Below are 16,280 nucleotides of genomic sequence, written 5' to 3'. Positions count from 1 at the left end.
CCCTAAAGCACTACTTATCAGTCTAGCAACTAGACCCCAAAGCAGTGCCTATGAGGCCAACAACAGAACCCTTGAGAATTACCCCAAAGGCTAGAACCTATTCTCCGGTCAGCCGGCGCAGTACTTCCTGGTAGGCTCCCTCCACTCCGCCAAGGTCGCGGCGGAAACGATCCTTATCCAGTCTTTCTCCAGTGGTCTTGTCCCAGAAACGGCAGGTATCCGGGGAAATTTCATCCCCCAGCAGCACCTGGCCTTGGTGCAGGCCGAACTCCAGTTTAAAGTCGATCAGATCAATGTTCACCGGCGCCAGATATTCCCGCATAATATCGTTTACTTTAAAGGCGGTCTTTTTAATAAACTCCATTTGCTCCGGAGTGGCCAGATCCAGGGCGGCAATGTGGAAATCGTTAATCAGGGGATCGCCCAGTTCATCGTCCTTATAGTAATACTCCAGCACGGTTTTCGGCAGCACGGTTCCTTCAGGGAGCCCCACCCGTTTGGACAGGGAACCGGCGGCGATATTGCGCACCACCACTTCAACCTTGATAATTTCCAGGGCCTTTACCACCATTTCCCGTTCGTTAATTAATTCTACGAAATGGGTGGTAATGCCCTTGCTTTCCAGTAATTTAAAGAAAACCGCCGAAACCTTGTTGTTAATGACGCCCTTATTGTCAATGGTTCCTTTCTTCTGCCCGTTAAAGGCGGTGGCGTCGTCTTTGTACTCCACCCAGAAATAATCCGGGCTGTCGGTACGGTATACTTTTTTCGCTTTTCCTTCATAAATCATTTCCAGTTTTTTCATTTTGATCCTCCTCCTCTTTACAGACCAAAGCGCGCGTAAATATCATCCATGTATTTTAAATGGTAGCCGTAATCAAACAAACCTTCCAGTTCCTCGGAACTTAAGTGGGACCGGATGTCCTGATCGGCATCCAGCAAATCCTTGAACTTTTTCCCTGAAGCCCAGGCTTCCATGGCGTTTCGCTGAACCAGCTCATAGGCACGCTCACGGGTCAATCCTTTATCCACCAGAGCCAGCAATACACGCTGGGAAAAGACCAGTCCCAGGGTTTTTTCCAGGTTCCGTTTCATATTCTCCGGGTAAACCAGCAATTTTTCCATGATGCCGGTAAAGCGGTAGATCATAAAATCCAGGGCGGTGGTGCTGTCGGGGAAGACCACCCGTTCCGCGGAGGAGTGGGATATATCCCGTTCATGCCAGAGAGGCACATTTTCCAGAGCCACCATGGCATTGGCACGAACCACCCGGGCCAGCCCGCTTACATTTTCCGCTGTGATGGGATTCCGTTTATGGGGCATGGCGGAGGAACCCTTTTGGCCTTTATTAAAATATTCCTCGGCTTCAAGAATATCTGTACGCTGCAAATTGCGAATTTCTGTGGCGAATTTATCCAGAGAGGAAGCGACGACAGCCAGGGTACACAGGTATTCCGCATGGCGGTCCCGCTGGAGGATTTGAGTAGATACCCGGGCCGGTTTCAGGCCCAGTTTGCGGCAGACATAAGCTTCAATTTTAGGATCAATATTGGCGTAGGTTCCCACCGCTCCGGAGATGGCGCCCACGCTGACGGTTTTAACGGCGCTTTGCAGGCGCTCCATGTTCCGTTCTGTTTCCGCCACCCACAGGAGCATCTTCAGGCCAAAGGTCATGGGTTCCGCATGAATGCCGTGGGTACGCCCGATCATCAGGGTTTCCCGGTGCTCCACCGCTTTATCCAGCAGCACCTGACGCAGCTTCTCCAGCCTTCTCAACAGCAGTTCCCCGGCTTCTTTCAGGCGGACACACTGGGCGGTATCCACCACATCCGAGGAGGTAAGTCCCATATGAATATACTTGGAATCTTCTCCAACGTGCTCGGCCACACAGGTTAAAAAGGCGATGACATCGTGACGGGTCACTTCTTCAATTTCTAAAATTCGTTCCACCGTAAAGGCCGCCCCGGCCTTAATGTTTTCCAGGGCCTGCCGGGGAATCTGCCCCAGCTCGGCCATGGCTTCGCAGGCAGCAATCTCTACGTCCAGCCATTTTTGAAACTTGTTCTCATCGGACCAAATTTGCTTCATCTCCGGCAGGGTATAACGTTCGATCATTGGATCATCCTCCGTTTCATAAAAAAGGATTTATTTACCGGCCAGGTAGTTCTCCACGCCCAGTTCTTTTATTCGGCTGTCCTTGGCTTCAACTTCTCCGGCCAGTTGTGCTTTTAAGCCGTGTAATTTTTCCACTACCTCCGGACTGCCGGTGGCAATGATCTGGGCGGCCAGGATGGCTGCATTTTTGGCCCCGTTAATGGCCACGGAAGCTACCGGAATGCCCGGCGGCATTTGTACGATGGCGTAAAGGGCGTCCACCCCTTCCAAGGCGCCGGATTTTACCGGCACCCCGATGACAGGCAGAATGGTATGAGCTGCAATAACACCCGGCAGGTGAGCCGCCAGTCCGGCAGCGGCAATAATCACTTTAAGCCCCCGGCCTTCGGCCGTTTTAGCATACTCGGCCGTTTTATCCGGGGCCCGGTGGGCTGAAGAAATGCTGATCTCATAGGGAATATTGAGCTTTTCCAGCATTTTAACCGCATCTTTCATCAAGGGCAGATCCGAATCGCTGCCCAATACAATACCAACCAAAGGCTTCATGATCTTTCCTCCCTCCAACTATTCACCAGCCAGGAAAATAAAGCGAATAACCACCAGCAGGAACAGGATGTACATCATCCAGTGAACCTCTTTGGCCCGGCCGGATAAAACCTTTAATGCGGTATAAAATACAATACCGGCGGCAATACCGTTGGCAATGCTGTAGGTAAAGGGCATTAAAGCAAAGGTGATAAAGGCGGGAAAGCCTTCGGTAAAGTCGTTAAAATCGATTTCCCGGACCGCAGAAACCATCAATACGCCGACAATGATTAAAGCCGGAGCGGTAGCCGGGCTGGGAATCAGCGTTGCCAGGGGCGCCAGAACCAGAGCCAGTAAAAATAACACCCCGGTGGTTACGGCGGTTAAACCGGTACGTCCCCCTTCGCCGATACCGGCGGTACTTTCCACATAGGCCGTTACCGTGCTGGTGCCCATAAAGGCCCCAAAGGAAACCCCCAGGGCGTCCACCAGCATGGCCTTGCCGATCTTGGGCGACCGGCCTTCTTTATCCAGCAGGCCGGCTTTGTCGGCTGTTCCCATCAAGGTGCCAAAGGTATCAAATAATTCCACAAAAGTAAAGGTAAAGACTACGGTCCAGATCCCCATTTCCAGAGCACCGGCAATATCCAGCTTGCCTACATATAAATTGCTGAAATCCGGCAGGGCAAAGGGGGTAAAGTTTTCGGGTATCACAGTAACCCCCATGGGAATGCCAATTAGGGTAGAGGCCAGGATACCAATCAACAGAGAGCCTTTAACCCGGTTGGCCATCAAAATGGCCGTAATGGCCAGGCCAATGAGGGCTAATAAAGCTCCGGGATTCTGGAAGGAACCCAAAAAGGAGTTCCATTCAAAGCTCTTCAGGGTGGCGATGCCGCCAGATTCTTGCAATGCCTCCAGTGTAGGAGGAAGCACCGGTCCCACCTTTATAATAGTAATTTCAGAAAGCTTCAGCCCGATAATGGTGATAAACAGGCCAATCCCCACGGTAATGGCCCGCTTCAGAGAATTGGGCACGGCCACAACCAGCAGTTGACGAACCTGAGTTACAGTCAGAATAAGAAAAATAATACCGGAAATAAATACTGCGCCCAAAGCCACTTCCCAGGGCATTCCCACGCCCTGCACGGCAATGGCGGCAAAAAAAGCGTTCAGTCCCATACCGGGAGCAAGGGCAATGGGAAAGTTCACAAACAAACCCATAGCAATGGTCACCAGCCCGGCGGCTGCCGCTGTGGCAAAGAAAACCGCGTTCTTGTCCATGCCGGTCGCCGATAAAATGTTGGGGTTAAGGAAGAGTATGTAGGCCATGGTCATAAAAGTTGTAAGACCGGCAATGATCTCTGTCCTTACGGTAGTGTTGTTCTCCCTCAGCTTAAAAAACTGTTCCAGCACCTGTAGATGCCTCCTTAAGATTAGAAGTTTTGGGCCAGTGCAGCACATAACACAATTCCTAGTTATTATTGCCACTTGAAAATGTGTCATGCATTGGCAGGGTTTTACAACCACACAACGCAAAAAAGCCCAGAACGATAGGTTTCATCCTGTAGCGAGTGAAACCTACCGCCTGGGCTTTTATCCCTGTCGGTGTAGCGTAAAAACGCCTGTACCGCTTGGACCGAACCAACCCCTGGGGGCTGTGGAACCCTAGGTACACTTTCCCTCCCGTAGTCGGGCAATTACGGTCGCCCGGTAGAAACGCCCGGGCCAATTCCCAGGCATATACGGAACCATTTAAATTGTACACTCACATACTAGCAAAGGCTTTCCTGGTTGTCAACGAGAAATACTCGGGTTAATGCAAAAATTACATAATTTTAACTTTTCCCGTCGACGTTCTTGAGAGTAAATAAAGGAGAAAGGGGAAAAGACCGGATAATTCCTGATGAACCGGACCCGCTGTCTGGAAGAAATGAAGTAAACAAAAAAGGACGATTGATTGACTTGAGAGAGCCAAATCTTAAATCGCCCTGCTTTATTTTTTGCTTAGGCATACCGGTCCAACATGTTGCCAATCATGGTTGTGCCCAATTCCGAAACAGAGTCCACCACCCATACAAAATGGCTCCATTCGGCCTGGTCAAACTGGCTGGCCCCCCTTGCGCTTGCCTCTCCCATGGCCAGTTCAAAATCAATATGAGGGTTTGCATCCTTCGGCGCATCGTTCAGGCTTCTCCACAAATTGATTTTGGCGCTTTGCTTATCCAGAGAAGCATTAACATAGATGGGGCTGGCCGGTTCCTGATTTTTCTGTGTGATGAAGACACGAACGACATCCACACGCATTTTACATCCAACCTCGCAATCTTGATGTTCCTCAACTCACTACCAACCATCTTTTATCTATTTCGGTCGACGAAGCAGGATTATTGATTCTTTGTATGGATTTTTTTAAATAATACAGCATTATTTTTTCCAAGCCGGATCGGGCTCCTTAGGCACTCGAATAATTTGACCCACCTGAAGCCGAGTTTGTTTGGGAATCCCGTTAAATTTGGCTAAATCCGAAGCAAAAACCTCGGTTCGATAATAACGGTTGGATATTACGGCAAAGGAGTCCCCCTTTTGAATAGTATGGTAAATGTATGGGCTGGGATCTGTCTGCGGAGCCTGTGGCGATGCTTGTTCCCCGGCCCTAGCCATTTCTGCAGCGGCAATTCTTTCTTTAAGAGTGGTATTTTCTACTTTAAGTTGACTGAGTTCAGAGTACAGAATTTTTGATTCCTGCCGGACATTCCAGTGGGCATAGACCAGATATATAATTACCCCCAGCAAAAGGACTAATAACCAAAACCTCCACTGAGAAAACAAGTCCTTAAAATCTTTATTGCCATTGATTTTGCCGGCAATCAAATATTTTTCCAGTTCTTTAACGGTTTTACCTTCCACACTAATTTTGCGCATAAAATGTCCCTTCTGATTTTAATGTAGGTTTATGAATTGTTTCTGACTGAAATAAAAATTCTCCCTGAATCCCTCGTAACCCTTTAAACAGTCAGTAGAAATAATAAATTGGTAGCCTGAGGCACTACCAATTTAAGAGCAGGATGAACTTCATATATATAACAAAATCTATTTACTTCTCACAAATTGAATAATAAATAGCACGATCAGTATAAGAATGATGACTAAAATGGAATAACCAAATATCTGTGCACCCAAAGAAACATCGGAAGCTCCATTGAAATTCAGCATAGCCCTCCCCCCTTGCAGAATACTATGCCAGTAAATTACATCTTTCACAATTTATATCTAAAAACGTCATTAAATTAAAGAGACTTTGGTCATGACAGTGATAGGACTAAGATCCCATTCTGTAAATTGATCCTTTTAAGGGGAACATCCTACCTGTCACTGCTCAACGATTTCAACAAAATTAAAGCCGGGAACCCGCATTAAATCTGGTTTCCCGGCCTTGATCTGCTTATTCCCACTCAATGGTCCCAGGAGGCTTGGAGGTGATGTCGTAGACCACACGATTTACCTCGTTCACTTCGTTCACCATACGGGAGGAAATCTTGGCCAGCACCTCATAGGGAATGCGATACCAGTCCGCCGTCATGCCGTCGTGGCTGTGCACCGCCCGCACCACCACCGCATAGGCGTAGGTACGGCCGTCGCCCATGACTCCCACACTGCGCATGCTGGGCAAAACCGCAAAATACTGCCAGATTTCCCTGTCTAGTCCGGCTTTTTTGATTTCATCGGTTACAACAAAATCCGCTTCCCTTAATATGTCCAGCTTCTCCCGGGTAATTTCCCCTAAAATTCTTACAGCCAGACCGGGCCCGGGGAAAGGCTGCCGCCAAACAATATCCGAAGGCAGGCCCAATTCCTCACCCAACCGGCGGACTTCGTCTTTAAACAACCAGCGCAGGGGTTCCACCAGTTCAAAATGCATGTCCTCGGGCAGCCCCCCCACATTATGATGGGACTTAATCACAGCGGCCGTAGCCGTGCCGCTTTCCACAACATCCGGGTAAAGGGTGCCCTGAACCAGGAAATCAATTTCTCCCAGCTTTCCGGCTTCCTCTTCAAAAACACGAATAAATTCGTTACCGATGATTTTTCTTTTTTCCTCCGGGTCCGTTACACCTTTTAGTTTACCAAGAAAGCGTTCCGATGCATCCACATGAATCAGCTTGATGTTAAACTGGTTCTGAAAAGTATCCACCACCTGCCGGGCTTCGTCTTTACGTAATAAACCATGATCCACGAAAACGCAGGTCAAATTGTCCGCCACCGCCCGGTGGACCAACACTGCAGCTACGGAAGAATCAACCCCGCCGCTTAAGGCGCAAAGAACCTGACGGTTGCCTACCCGCTGCCGGATGTCCTTAACGGACTCTTCCAGGAAAGAACCCATATTCCAGCTTCCGGAACAGCCGCAGATATCCGTCAGGAAGCTTTTGAGGACCTCGGTTCCCTTGGGTGTATGAACCACTTCCGGATGGAACTGGACGGCAAAGAGCTTCCGTTCTTCATTGGCCATGGCTGCCACCGGAGCCAGTTCGGTGCTGGCGATGACCTTAAAGCCCGGAGGCACCGCCTCTACCCGGTCCCCGTGACTCATCCAGCATTCTTCATCCGGACCCAGCCCCTTTAGCAGGTTCTCACAATCCGTAACCCGGAGACGGGTCCGGCCATATTCCCGCTGTTCGGCGGAAACCACTTTACCCTGCAACTGTTGGGTCATCAACTGCATTCCATAACAAATTCCCAGTACCGGGATTCCCAAATCATAAACAGCGGGATCCACGGTGGGAGCATTTTCTCCGTAAACACTGGAGGGCCCCCCGGAAAAAACAATCCCTTTGGGATTTTTGGATTTTATCTTTTCGATGGAACTATTATGAGGCTCGATTTCGCAATAAACATTTAAATCCCGGATACGCCGGGCAATTAGTTGGGTATACTGGCCCCCAAAATCCAAGACCAGGATCAGTTCCTGTTCAGCCAAAGACATCGGCTTGTCCTCCTTTATTTAATACTCGAAGTTGGAACAATGAAAGGATCATAAAAGCCTAATTGAACCTCACATAACCAAAGAAAAGTCTTAACTCCGGTATATCTCTGGTTTCAACACGGCAATATAGGGAAGATTACGGTAACGCTCATTGTAATCCAGTCCGTAACCCACCACAAATTCATCGGGAATGCTAAAACCGTTGTAATCAACGGGAACGTCCACCTTGCGGCGGCTTGGCTTATCAAGGAGTGTACATATTTTTAGGCTGGCCGGGCCCCGGGCCTTCATGTTCTCCACCAGGTATTGCAGCGTCAAACCGGTATCCACGATGTCTTCAACAATAATCACGTGCCTGCCGTCGATGCTTTTGTCAAGGTCCTTTAAAATACGAACGGCTCCTGATGACACCGCCCCGGCTCCGTAGCTGGAAACTGCCATAAAATCAAAGGAGGTCGGAACATCAATGTTGCGAACCAGATCGGCTAAAAAGATCATTGCGCCCTTCAGAATCCCTACCATTAAAATATTCTGTCCCTGGTAATCCCGGGTAATCTGCTGCCCTAATTGAAGGACCCGCTCTTTAATTTGTTGCTCGTCCAGTAAGATTTCTTTCATATGGGGATGCATTGTTTTCACTCCTTGCCAGAATTTGCCCACCCATTGAGCATAACAAAAATATTGTTTTTTCGTCAATAGTGTCCATAACTCCCTGCCTTAGGATTTCCTGGAAAAACAAAAAAAATGCCGCCTTCCAAAAGACGGCTGAGGGCTGAATTCTTTGATTAATTTAGAGTGTCTCCGGGAACGGCAATATCAAGATTTTTATTAAAATCCCAAAACTTAATTAATATTTCTAAGCCACCGCCATTTCCTTCCGCCCGATCGGCCCTAATCCGGGCCTGCCGGATAACAGGCTCCTCTTTGTCTATCCATAGGGTATAGAAAAATTGGTCAAATTGTTCCTCCAAAAAAATGTTTACAATATTGGGTTTAAGTTCGTAGACCAGGCATTCCTCTCCATCCAGTCGCTCCTCTCCCATCAGTTGGATCTCCGGTATATCCTTAAAATTAAAATTAGCCAGGGGATTGAGCTCGGTAATAAACAGTTCCGACTTAGACAACTGGTTTCCTTTTAAAGAAAGCCATTTCCCGGAAAAGGGGTCCTTCATATAGGTATTATCGTCGGTCTGGGTAAACTCAACGGGAGTTTTCAGTACCGTTCCCTTAATATGGACTTTATCCGGCATCACCCGTTCACCTTCAACCTTGCTGTAAAATTCATTTTCACCTACCAGTTTGGATTCTACCATAAACCGAAAACTTTTACTGGCAAAAGTATTATTAAGAGCTGCTTCCAGGTTTTTCTCACTGTCTGCCTGACTCACTCCGGAGAAAAATATTTTAAACAAAACAAATAAAATAATCAGTCCCCCGGTGATGCCAATGGCCGGCACCCATTTACGCCGATTTAAAAAGATCCATCTAGGTGTGAGCACAAGAAATCCCCCCAGGCTTAAATTCCTTTTTAAATCATACGGTGCAGGGTTCTACTTTATTCCAGTTGCACATGAAAAAGCCACCAGGGGTAACAATAATAGGGATTTCCATGTATAATAGACTTGTATTTTTAAATCGGGAGGGATTTTGTGAGCCTCAAAGAGATGCAAAGGGATGTACACGGTTGGATCAGCCAGTTTGAGGAAGGTTACTGGCATCCCCTGTCCATGTTGGCCCGGTTAACCGAGGAGGTGGGCGAGCTGGCCCGGGAGGTAAACCATCAGTACGGGCAGAAACCAAAGAAAGAAGAGGAACCGGAGGGCGACCTGGCACTGGAACTGGCGGATATTTTGTTTATCATCGGTTGCTTTGCCAACTCCCTGAATATCGATTTGGACAAGGCCTTTCAGGACATGATGGAAAAATATCGCCAGCGGGACAGCAACCGCTGGACTAAAATACAGCCCGAGTAAGATTGGAGGCAGATTGCGGATGAATCAGGCCGTCATGGTACAGTGTGAGGGAACTCTACATCCCCTTTCTTTGCTGGATAAACTGGCAAAGGATTTTATCCAGGAAGATTATATTTTAACCAACCATGAAAAAAATTTGCATGTGCTATGTTCCCGCATGGACCGTCTTAGCCAAAGTAAAACCGGGCGGAGAAAGCCTGTTTACACCCTTTACTCCGGAGGGGATTGCTCCTTTATTATTTCTCTAAAAGAAACCAGTCCTTTGATGACAGAATTTGCTGATTCCCCGCCTGAAGAAAGAGATCAAAAAATACTGGTCAAGTTCATCCTCCAGCCATTGCTGGAACTGGATACAGAGAAACAACCCCATAGACTCATTTATACCAAGGATCTGTCGGCGGCTATCGAGGCGGTTGATGCAGGGGAATATCCCTATTTATTTTTATTTAATTTTTAATCTTATCCACGGCCAACAGTAAAACGCCCGGGTTAATGGCCCAGGCGTTTTATTCTTTCAATGGGACTGATAATATTGGTAATGCGCACGCCAAAATTCTCGTTAACAACCACCACTTCACCGGTGGCCACCAGTGTTCCGTTGACCAGCACTTCTACCGGTTCATCGGCCAGGGAGTCTAATTCAACCACCGAACCGGGAGCAATTTTGAGTACATCTTTAATGGGACGCCGGGTTCTGCCTAAAATGATGCTCACTTTAAGCGGAATGTCTAAAATCAGTTCCAGGTTCCTCTGTTCAAGAGACCCCAAGGAAGGCACACTTAGTATGCTCTGCTGGAAAGCAGGTGCAGCAGCCACAGGTTCTGCCGGTTGAGCCGGAGAGGGAACTGCCGCAGGCTCAGAAGTACCCTGACTTGCAGCTAACATATTGGCCAAGTCCTCCAATTCTTCAGCACTGGGTAGATCCTCGGCATTTGTAGAGGGAGCTTCCGCCGAAGGCTCCGCCTGAGGAGCACCCATTAAATCGCCCAGAAGCAAATCCGCCTCTTCCTTAGCAGTTTCAACACCCATAATTTGCATAATATCGGTATCCACCATGTCGCCAATTTTTAAATTAAAGGATACCACCACAATAATGTCCTCAATTTTTTCAGGGGGGTTAGCCAGAGGGTCTCCCTGGTTTTTTAAGAGGTTGGTCACCGGTGGCGAAATGTTAATAGGACGGTTAAAAATTTGCGACAGGGAGGTAGAGGCTGTGCCAATCATCATATTCATGGCCTCGGAGGCCGCACTGACTTCCATATCGCTAATTTCCTCGGACATGGGGGTACCATCTCCGCCCATCATTAAGCTGGCCATAACAGCAGCATCCTTTAGTTGAATAACTAACAGGTTATAGCCATTTAAACCTTGAGCAAAGTCTACTTGAATAACCATGTAAGGAACCTTAAAGGAATCAAACAGTTCCTGTTTGCTTAAAATTTTAACCTTAGGGCTGGTGATGCTTACCTTTTGGCTTAGTAACTCCGATAGGGTGGTAGAAGCAGATCCCATGGAAATATTACCAATTTCACCCAGAGCATCCATTTCCTCGTTGGTTAAAATTTGCCTATTACCGGTCCGATCCTGAGACTCAGATATACTAGCCCCTTGGGGTGTTTCTATTTCTTCCGGATCCGGTGTGTTGCCTACCGATTGCGAATTCATTAAAGCATCAATTTCTTCTTGATTTAATAGCTTAGACAATTTCCCACGCCTCCTCGGCCAGTGAGGTCACCTGAACAGCCAAACCTTGTCCGACTGTTCCTGCTTGCACTTTGTATTTTAATTCATCGTCAATATGCATATCCATATCCTGGGTAAAGCTCCTGTTCGTTGAAAGTACATCTCCTATTTGAAGCTGCAGGAAATCCTTTACAGTGATGGTTGCTTGTCCTATCAAGATACTGATCTCCACATCGGATTCACCCAACCAGTATTCCAGTGCCTTAAGATCCTGTTCTTCTTGCTCGTTATCAGTGGTGAACTGGTTCGCCGCAGAAAACTTTGAGAGAATGGAATCAAGAAAATTATAAGGCAGGCATATATTAATTAACCCTTTGACTTCATTGCCCACTTCTGTAGACAGGGTGATTACGGCCACGATATCGTTGGGAGACATCAACTGGTGCAAATGGGGATTGGCATCGATGGACTCAATTTTAGGAGTTACCGCCGCGATATCCTTCCAGCTAATAGATAAATGATCTAAAAGTCTACGAATAATACGGTTGGCCACGGATAGTTCTATATCCGTTAATTCCCGGATTTTTAAAGGCATTTCCCCAGGCCCGCCAAACTGCAGATCAATGAGGGGAAATAAAAATTGCAGGTTGGTTTCCATTAAGGCAATTCCCTTGAGAGGAGCCAGGCTGAAGATGGTCATCACCGTTGGACTGGGAACCGAGTTAACAAATTCTTCATATGTAAACTGGCCAATGGAGGCTACCTCAATGCTGATGGGAGCTCGTAAATAACCTGCCAAAAAGTTTGAAAGCAGCCGGGCATAGCCCTCATGCAACACCTGGAGGGTTCGTAGCTGTTCCTTGGTGAATTTGTTAGGCCGGCGAAAATCATATCTTTTAAATTTTAAATTTTCTCTTGACCCGGTTGACTCATCGGCAGGTACTGAGCCGGATAATAACGCTTCTAACAGTGAATCAATCTCTCCCTGACTTAATACTTCCTTGGACAACTCCTACACCTCCTTTATGCAGGGTTTATGCAACTAAATTAACCCCTGGCAAGTACCCGTTCTATGGCCTGCAGGATGCGATCCTGCTGAAAGGGTTTCACGATAAAATCCTTGGCCCCGGCCTGGATTGCTTCCATAACCATGGTCTGCTGACCCATGGCGCTGCACATAATAATATTGGCATTGGGATCCACCGATCGTATCGCCTTTACTCCCTGGATGCCATCCATCTCAGGCATGGTGATATCCATAGTCACCAAATCGGGTTTAAATTCTTTATACATTTGTACAGCCACGGCCCCGTTTTCTGCTTCTCCAACCACCTCATAACCATTCTTGGTCAGTATATTTTTGATCATCATACGCATAAAGGCGGCATCATCCGTAATAAGAATTCGTTTACTCATTTCCTCTGTTTCCCCCTAAAATTAAATTGTAATACCTAAAGAATTAAATAAGGTATTTAATGAGCCATGTTCAGTAATCAGGAAAAAATGACCTTTAATCTGTTCATGATCCTCAAACAGCAAAGTCTCTATCATTAATATGTGCTCCTGGACATAGCCGCCGGCCACCAGTGAGGCACTCAACACGGCACCCAGCATATCCGTGGCAAACATAGGAACTGTCGGAATCATGTTCAAATTGGTCATGGAGCCGATGGCGCTGAGAAAGGAGCCCGTCAGGACATTGCCGATTTCTTTCACCACGGACTCACCCATCTCATCTAATTCCCGGGTGGTCCCCTTTTCCATGCCCATTAACATATCTATCAAAGTAAAGGTGCTTTCCAGGTTAAAAAGGAATAAAATCTGACCCGGAACATCCCCTTCTAAACGTAAATTTACGCAGCAGACCACTTCTTCCAGGCCACCCACCAGCTCCATAATATTTTCCAGGGAAAGGAATCGGCTCTGGGGAACTGCCATATCGATTCTTTTATTGACCATGGCAGCCAGAGCAGTGGCTGCATTGCCAATTCCAATGTTGCCAATTTCTTTGAGCACATCCAAATGGGCAGCAGTCAATTCCTGGTTATCTGTCATTACATCCCATCCTTTCAGCAACTCGTCAACCAGTTACCTTTTTCGGTAAAAACAGGGGGATACCTTGTCGAAGCCCAGTTCCGCATAATTAAAAATCGTTTCACTGCCTCCGATAAACAGGTAGCCTCCCGGATTGAGGGATTGGGCAAACTTTGCGTTGACCTTATCCTGCGCTTCCCGGGTAAAATAGATGGTTACATTCCTACAAGCAATTAAATCATAGCCCCTGGTATAGTTATCGGACAAAAGGTTGTGTTGCTTAAAGCTAACCTTTCCTTTGATTTGCTTAGAGACATAATATTTATTTTTATCTAAGGAAAAATATTTGTTTAAACGATCTTTAGGAACATTTCGTACGGCATCCGGTCCGTAACTTCCCTGGGAAGCCGCCTGTAAGATGGTTTTGTCAAGATCGGTGGCATCGATCTGGTGCTTTTTGCCCGGCCATAGCTCTTCTAAAATGATAGCAATCGTATAAGGCTCACAGCCATTGGAACAAGCCGCACTCCAGATTTTAAGGCTGCTTTTTTTCTGAATTAACTCGGGTAATATATTTTTCTCCAGAGCATGAAACATTTTAGGATCTCGGAAAAACTCGGAAACATTAATGGTAAGATAATCTAAGAATTCAAACCAGGCATCTCGGTTGGTATTTAAAAAATTAAAAAATGCCTTGTAATCGGGATAGCTTTTTCTGGTTAATAAATTATCCAAACGCCTTTTTAGTTGATTTTCTTTATAGCTTCTTAAATCCAAACCAAAGGTTTGGTAAATTCGTTCTCTAAATAAGTCAAAATCTGTCATTATATCACCTTCAGCGGAGAACCGATGGTTCGAATGGTAACCTGGCCGTTGGAAGTATCAAAAATCATGGTTCTGCCCCGATTACCACCCAACTCTTCGGCTAAGACACGAATACCGATTTTTTTCAAGACATTATGTACCATGGCGGAATTCCGTTGGCCGATATTTAAGATAAATTTTTCATCCAGGCCTGAAAACATTTGGGCCCCACCGGCTAATTTGGCCGTAAGGCGGGCAGGATTGCCCCCCATGCGCCTGATCTCATCAATCATCAGTGGTATACCGGTGTCCGCAAACTTGGCGGGCTTGGTAACATTGTTAAACTGAGTACTGTCGGGAAGCATGATGTGCAGTAAGCCCCCCACTTTGGTCACGGAATCATAAAGCACCACCCCTACACAAGAACCCAATCCCAGGGTTATCAGCTTTTGGGGAGCAATAGTTACTTTATAGTCTGCAATTCCCACCTGAATTTCCGCATTTCCCTTTGCCGGTTCCATTTCTGCCCCCTTTATAGGCTTGTATAAAATATTAGAACACAAACATTATTTGCGCAGATTATTGGCTTGCTCCCACATTCTGTCGGCTGTCTGCACTGTTCTTGCGTTTAATGAATACGCCCTTTGAGCCTCAATCATGCTAACCATTTCTTGTGTTATATCTACGTTGGAGCTTTCCAAATAACCCTGTTTGATCAATCCAAAACCTTCTTCCCCGGCCTCACCGGAAACCGCTTCCCCACTAGCCTCTGTCTCGCTAAACAGGTTGTTTCCTTCTGCCAAAAGGGCGTTGGGAGCTGGAAAACTATACAATTCAATGGTACCAATTTCCTCTTCTGTTCCGTCGTTTAATTGTGCCGTAATTAATCCCTTTTCATCAATAGAGAAAGAAGTATAATCCTCTGGCAAAGTCATTTCCGGTTCTAAGGCATATCCAAGGGAATTAATAATGATTCCTTCATTATTAATATAAAAGTTACCGTCTCTGGTGTAGTATTCTCTGTCGTCATCTGGTGAAATAACCTTAAAGTACCCTGTCCCATCAATGGCAATGTCCAATGAACGACCTGTGGGATTAAGGATACCCTGTGTATCCACTCGTTGAATAGAAACTAATTTTACACCGCTACCCTCCTGAGGCCGGGGGTCTTCCGTTGAAGGAATACCCTGATCCCCCAGTGCTTGACGAACAACCTCCGCAAAATTGGGCTTGCTTCTTTTATAAGCAGTGGTTTGAACATTTGCCACATTGTTGCCCACTACATCCATTTTAAGTTGACTGGCTCTCATGCCCGAAACACCGTTTGATAGGGATTTAATCATATTTTCACCCACTTTTCAAAAATCCTGATATGAACTATTTTACCCTCCCAACCTGATTGATAGATTTATCCAGTAGTTCATCCGTGACCTGAATCAGTTTGTGGCTGGATTCATAAATACGCGCTGTTGCGATCATATCTGCCACTTCCTTAACAAGATCAACATTGGATTTTTCCAGACTCCCTTGAGAGACCCTGGTTTCCGTTGCTGGTTCCCCTATTCCCAAAGGATCCATAAAGTAATTATTGCCATCAACCTTCTTTAACAAAGAGGTATCTTCAAACTCCGTTATCTGGAGCTTGTCTACTTCATCCGCATCTTCACCCTCACCGACCACAATGGTCCCATCCTCCTTAATTAAGAAATGTTGAGGATCCTCAATGGTTATGGCACCCCCTTCGCCCAGTACGGGATAACCGTCGCCATTCAGTAAGTTGCCCTCAGCATCAATGTAAAAGGAACCATCCCGGGTATACAGCACCTCTCCATCCGGATCTTCAACAGCGAAAAATCCTCTACCCTGCAATCCAAAGTCTGTATTGCTCCCTGTTTCCATCAGTGGCCCCTGAGAAGTGATAACCACTTCCTTGGTAATCATGGTTCCAAGGTTAGCCTCCCCGATGATTTCCCTTTTTCCGGCAGGTCCCTTGGCCTCCAAAGCCAGCTTCAATGCCTCTGGAAAATTACCAATTTCGACATCATTTTTTTTATATCCCGTTGTGTCGATATTGGCCAAATTGTTGGAGACCGTATTTAGTTTGGCCTGTTGTACATCCATACTATTGGTGGCAATATACAAACTTCTCAGCATTTTAA

19 protein-coding genes and 1 riboswitch are annotated in these 16,280 nt (G+C 46.6%); of the genes, 2 read left to right on the top strand and 17 right to left on the bottom strand.

Going from position 1 to position 16,280, the window contains the following annotated elements:
• Nucleotides 1-97: 97 nt before the first annotated feature.
• From purC to DESRU_RS06490, 9 genes are all read right to left on the bottom strand, one after another.
• Nucleotides 98-805 carry a phosphoribosylaminoimidazolesuccinocarboxamide synthase gene (gene purC, locus DESRU_RS06530; RefSeq protein ID WP_013841323.1) on the bottom strand — a complete coding sequence of 236 codons (708 nt, stop codon included), beginning with the start codon at nucleotides 803-805 and terminating at the stop codon, nucleotides 98-100.
• Nucleotides 806-822: 17 nt separating this feature from the next.
• Complete coding sequence (gene purB, locus DESRU_RS06525; protein WP_013841322.1) at nucleotides 823-2,115, bottom strand: adenylosuccinate lyase; 1,293 nt, start codon at nucleotides 2,113-2,115, stop codon at nucleotides 823-825.
• A 30-nt stretch (nucleotides 2,116-2,145) separates the two neighbouring features.
• Nucleotides 2,146-2,661: a 5-(carboxyamino)imidazole ribonucleotide mutase gene (purE, locus tag DESRU_RS06520; RefSeq protein WP_013841321.1), complete on the bottom strand. Its 516-nt coding sequence runs from the start codon at nucleotides 2,659-2,661 to the stop codon at nucleotides 2,146-2,148.
• A gap of 18 nt (nucleotides 2,662-2,679) precedes the next feature.
• Nucleotides 2,680-4,056: an NCS2 family permease gene (locus DESRU_RS06515; RefSeq protein ID WP_013841320.1), complete on the bottom strand. Its 1,377-nt coding sequence runs from the start codon at nucleotides 4,054-4,056 to the stop codon at nucleotides 2,680-2,682.
• Nucleotides 4,057-4,309: 253 nt separating this feature from the next.
• Nucleotides 4,310-4,409, bottom strand: a riboswitch (purine riboswitch).
• A gap of 238 nt (nucleotides 4,410-4,647) precedes the next feature.
• Nucleotides 4,648-4,947: a hypothetical protein gene (locus DESRU_RS06510; RefSeq protein WP_013841319.1), complete on the bottom strand. Its 300-nt coding sequence runs from the start codon at nucleotides 4,945-4,947 to the stop codon at nucleotides 4,648-4,650.
• 120 nt (nucleotides 4,948-5,067) lie between these two features.
• Nucleotides 5,068-5,565 carry a LysM peptidoglycan-binding domain-containing protein gene (locus tag DESRU_RS06505; RefSeq protein WP_013841318.1) on the bottom strand — a complete coding sequence of 166 codons (498 nt, stop codon included), beginning with the start codon at nucleotides 5,563-5,565 and terminating at the stop codon, nucleotides 5,068-5,070.
• Between the two features lie 520 nt (nucleotides 5,566-6,085).
• Nucleotides 6,086-7,627 (bottom strand): glutamine-hydrolyzing GMP synthase, encoded by a 1,542-nt coding sequence (gene guaA, locus DESRU_RS06500; protein ID WP_013841316.1) that lies wholly within the window; start codon nucleotides 7,625-7,627, stop codon nucleotides 6,086-6,088.
• A 90-nt stretch (nucleotides 7,628-7,717) separates the two neighbouring features.
• Nucleotides 7,718-8,257, bottom strand: a complete 540-nt coding sequence (hpt, locus tag DESRU_RS06495) for a hypoxanthine phosphoribosyltransferase (RefSeq protein WP_013841315.1) — start codon at nucleotides 8,255-8,257, stop codon at nucleotides 7,718-7,720.
• Between the two features lie 155 nt (nucleotides 8,258-8,412).
• The gene (locus tag DESRU_RS06490; protein ID WP_013841314.1) at nucleotides 8,413-9,126 is read right to left on the bottom strand and encodes a LolA-like protein; all 714 of its coding nucleotides are present in this window, start codon (nucleotides 9,124-9,126) and stop codon (nucleotides 8,413-8,415) included.
• A gap of 150 nt (nucleotides 9,127-9,276) precedes the next feature.
• Here DESRU_RS06490 and DESRU_RS06485 point away from each other — a divergent pair, with 150 nt between their 5' ends.
• On the top strand, nucleotides 9,277-9,600 hold the full coding sequence (locus DESRU_RS06485; protein WP_013841313.1) for a nucleotide pyrophosphohydrolase: 324 nt from the start codon (nucleotides 9,277-9,279) through the stop codon (nucleotides 9,598-9,600).
• Between the two features lie 19 nt (nucleotides 9,601-9,619).
• Nucleotides 9,620-10,057, top strand: coding sequence for a DUF1015 family protein (locus tag DESRU_RS06480; protein ID WP_013841312.1), 438 nt, complete (start codon nucleotides 9,620-9,622; stop codon nucleotides 10,055-10,057).
• Between the two features lie 32 nt (nucleotides 10,058-10,089).
• Here DESRU_RS06480 and fliY read toward each other — a convergent pair whose 3' ends face one another.
• From fliY to DESRU_RS06440, 8 genes are read right to left on the bottom strand one after another with little or no spacing between them, the layout of a single operon-like run.
• The gene (fliY, locus tag DESRU_RS06475; RefSeq protein WP_013841311.1) at nucleotides 10,090-11,304 is read right to left on the bottom strand and encodes a flagellar motor switch phosphatase FliY; all 1,215 of its coding nucleotides are present in this window, start codon (nucleotides 11,302-11,304) and stop codon (nucleotides 10,090-10,092) included.
• Nucleotides 11,297-12,292 (bottom strand): flagellar motor switch protein FliM, encoded by a 996-nt coding sequence (gene fliM / locus DESRU_RS06470; RefSeq protein ID WP_013841310.1) that lies wholly within the window; start codon nucleotides 12,290-12,292, stop codon nucleotides 11,297-11,299. The genes fliY and fliM overlap by 8 nt, the downstream gene beginning before the upstream one ends.
• A 38-nt stretch (nucleotides 12,293-12,330) precedes the next feature.
• On the bottom strand, nucleotides 12,331-12,699 hold the full coding sequence (locus DESRU_RS06465; RefSeq protein ID WP_013841309.1) for a response regulator: 369 nt from the start codon (nucleotides 12,697-12,699) through the stop codon (nucleotides 12,331-12,333).
• A 21-nt stretch (nucleotides 12,700-12,720) separates the two neighbouring features.
• A complete protein-coding gene (locus DESRU_RS06460) occupies nucleotides 12,721-13,338 on the bottom strand; it encodes a chemotaxis protein CheC (RefSeq protein ID WP_013841308.1) in 618 nt (205 codons plus the stop codon).
• A gap of 33 nt (nucleotides 13,339-13,371) precedes the next feature.
• The gene (locus DESRU_RS06455) at nucleotides 13,372-14,142 is read right to left on the bottom strand and encodes a CheR family methyltransferase (protein WP_013841307.1); all 771 of its coding nucleotides are present in this window, start codon (nucleotides 14,140-14,142) and stop codon (nucleotides 13,372-13,374) included.
• A complete protein-coding gene (locus DESRU_RS06450) occupies nucleotides 14,142-14,642 on the bottom strand; it encodes a chemotaxis protein CheD (protein ID WP_013841306.1) in 501 nt (166 codons plus the stop codon). Before DESRU_RS06450 ends, DESRU_RS06455 begins: the two co-directional genes overlap by 1 nt.
• A 45-nt stretch (nucleotides 14,643-14,687) precedes the next feature.
• Nucleotides 14,688-15,464: a flagellar basal-body rod protein FlgG gene (gene flgG, locus DESRU_RS06445; protein WP_041275634.1), complete on the bottom strand. Its 777-nt coding sequence runs from the start codon at nucleotides 15,462-15,464 to the stop codon at nucleotides 14,688-14,690.
• A 34-nt stretch (nucleotides 15,465-15,498) separates the two neighbouring features.
• Nucleotides 15,499-16,275 (bottom strand): flagellar hook-basal body protein, encoded by a 777-nt coding sequence (locus DESRU_RS06440; RefSeq protein ID WP_013841304.1) that lies wholly within the window; start codon nucleotides 16,273-16,275, stop codon nucleotides 15,499-15,501.
• Nucleotides 16,276-16,280: the final 5 nt, after the last annotated feature.

This window comes from Desulforamulus ruminis DSM 2154 (assembly GCF_000215085.1).
Taxonomy (GTDB): Bacteria; Bacillota; Desulfotomaculia; order Desulfotomaculales; family Desulfotomaculaceae; genus Desulfotomaculum; species Desulfotomaculum ruminis.
The sequence above is the reverse complement of the archived record's forward strand: the minus strand, read 5'-3'. Positions and strand labels throughout refer to the sequence as shown.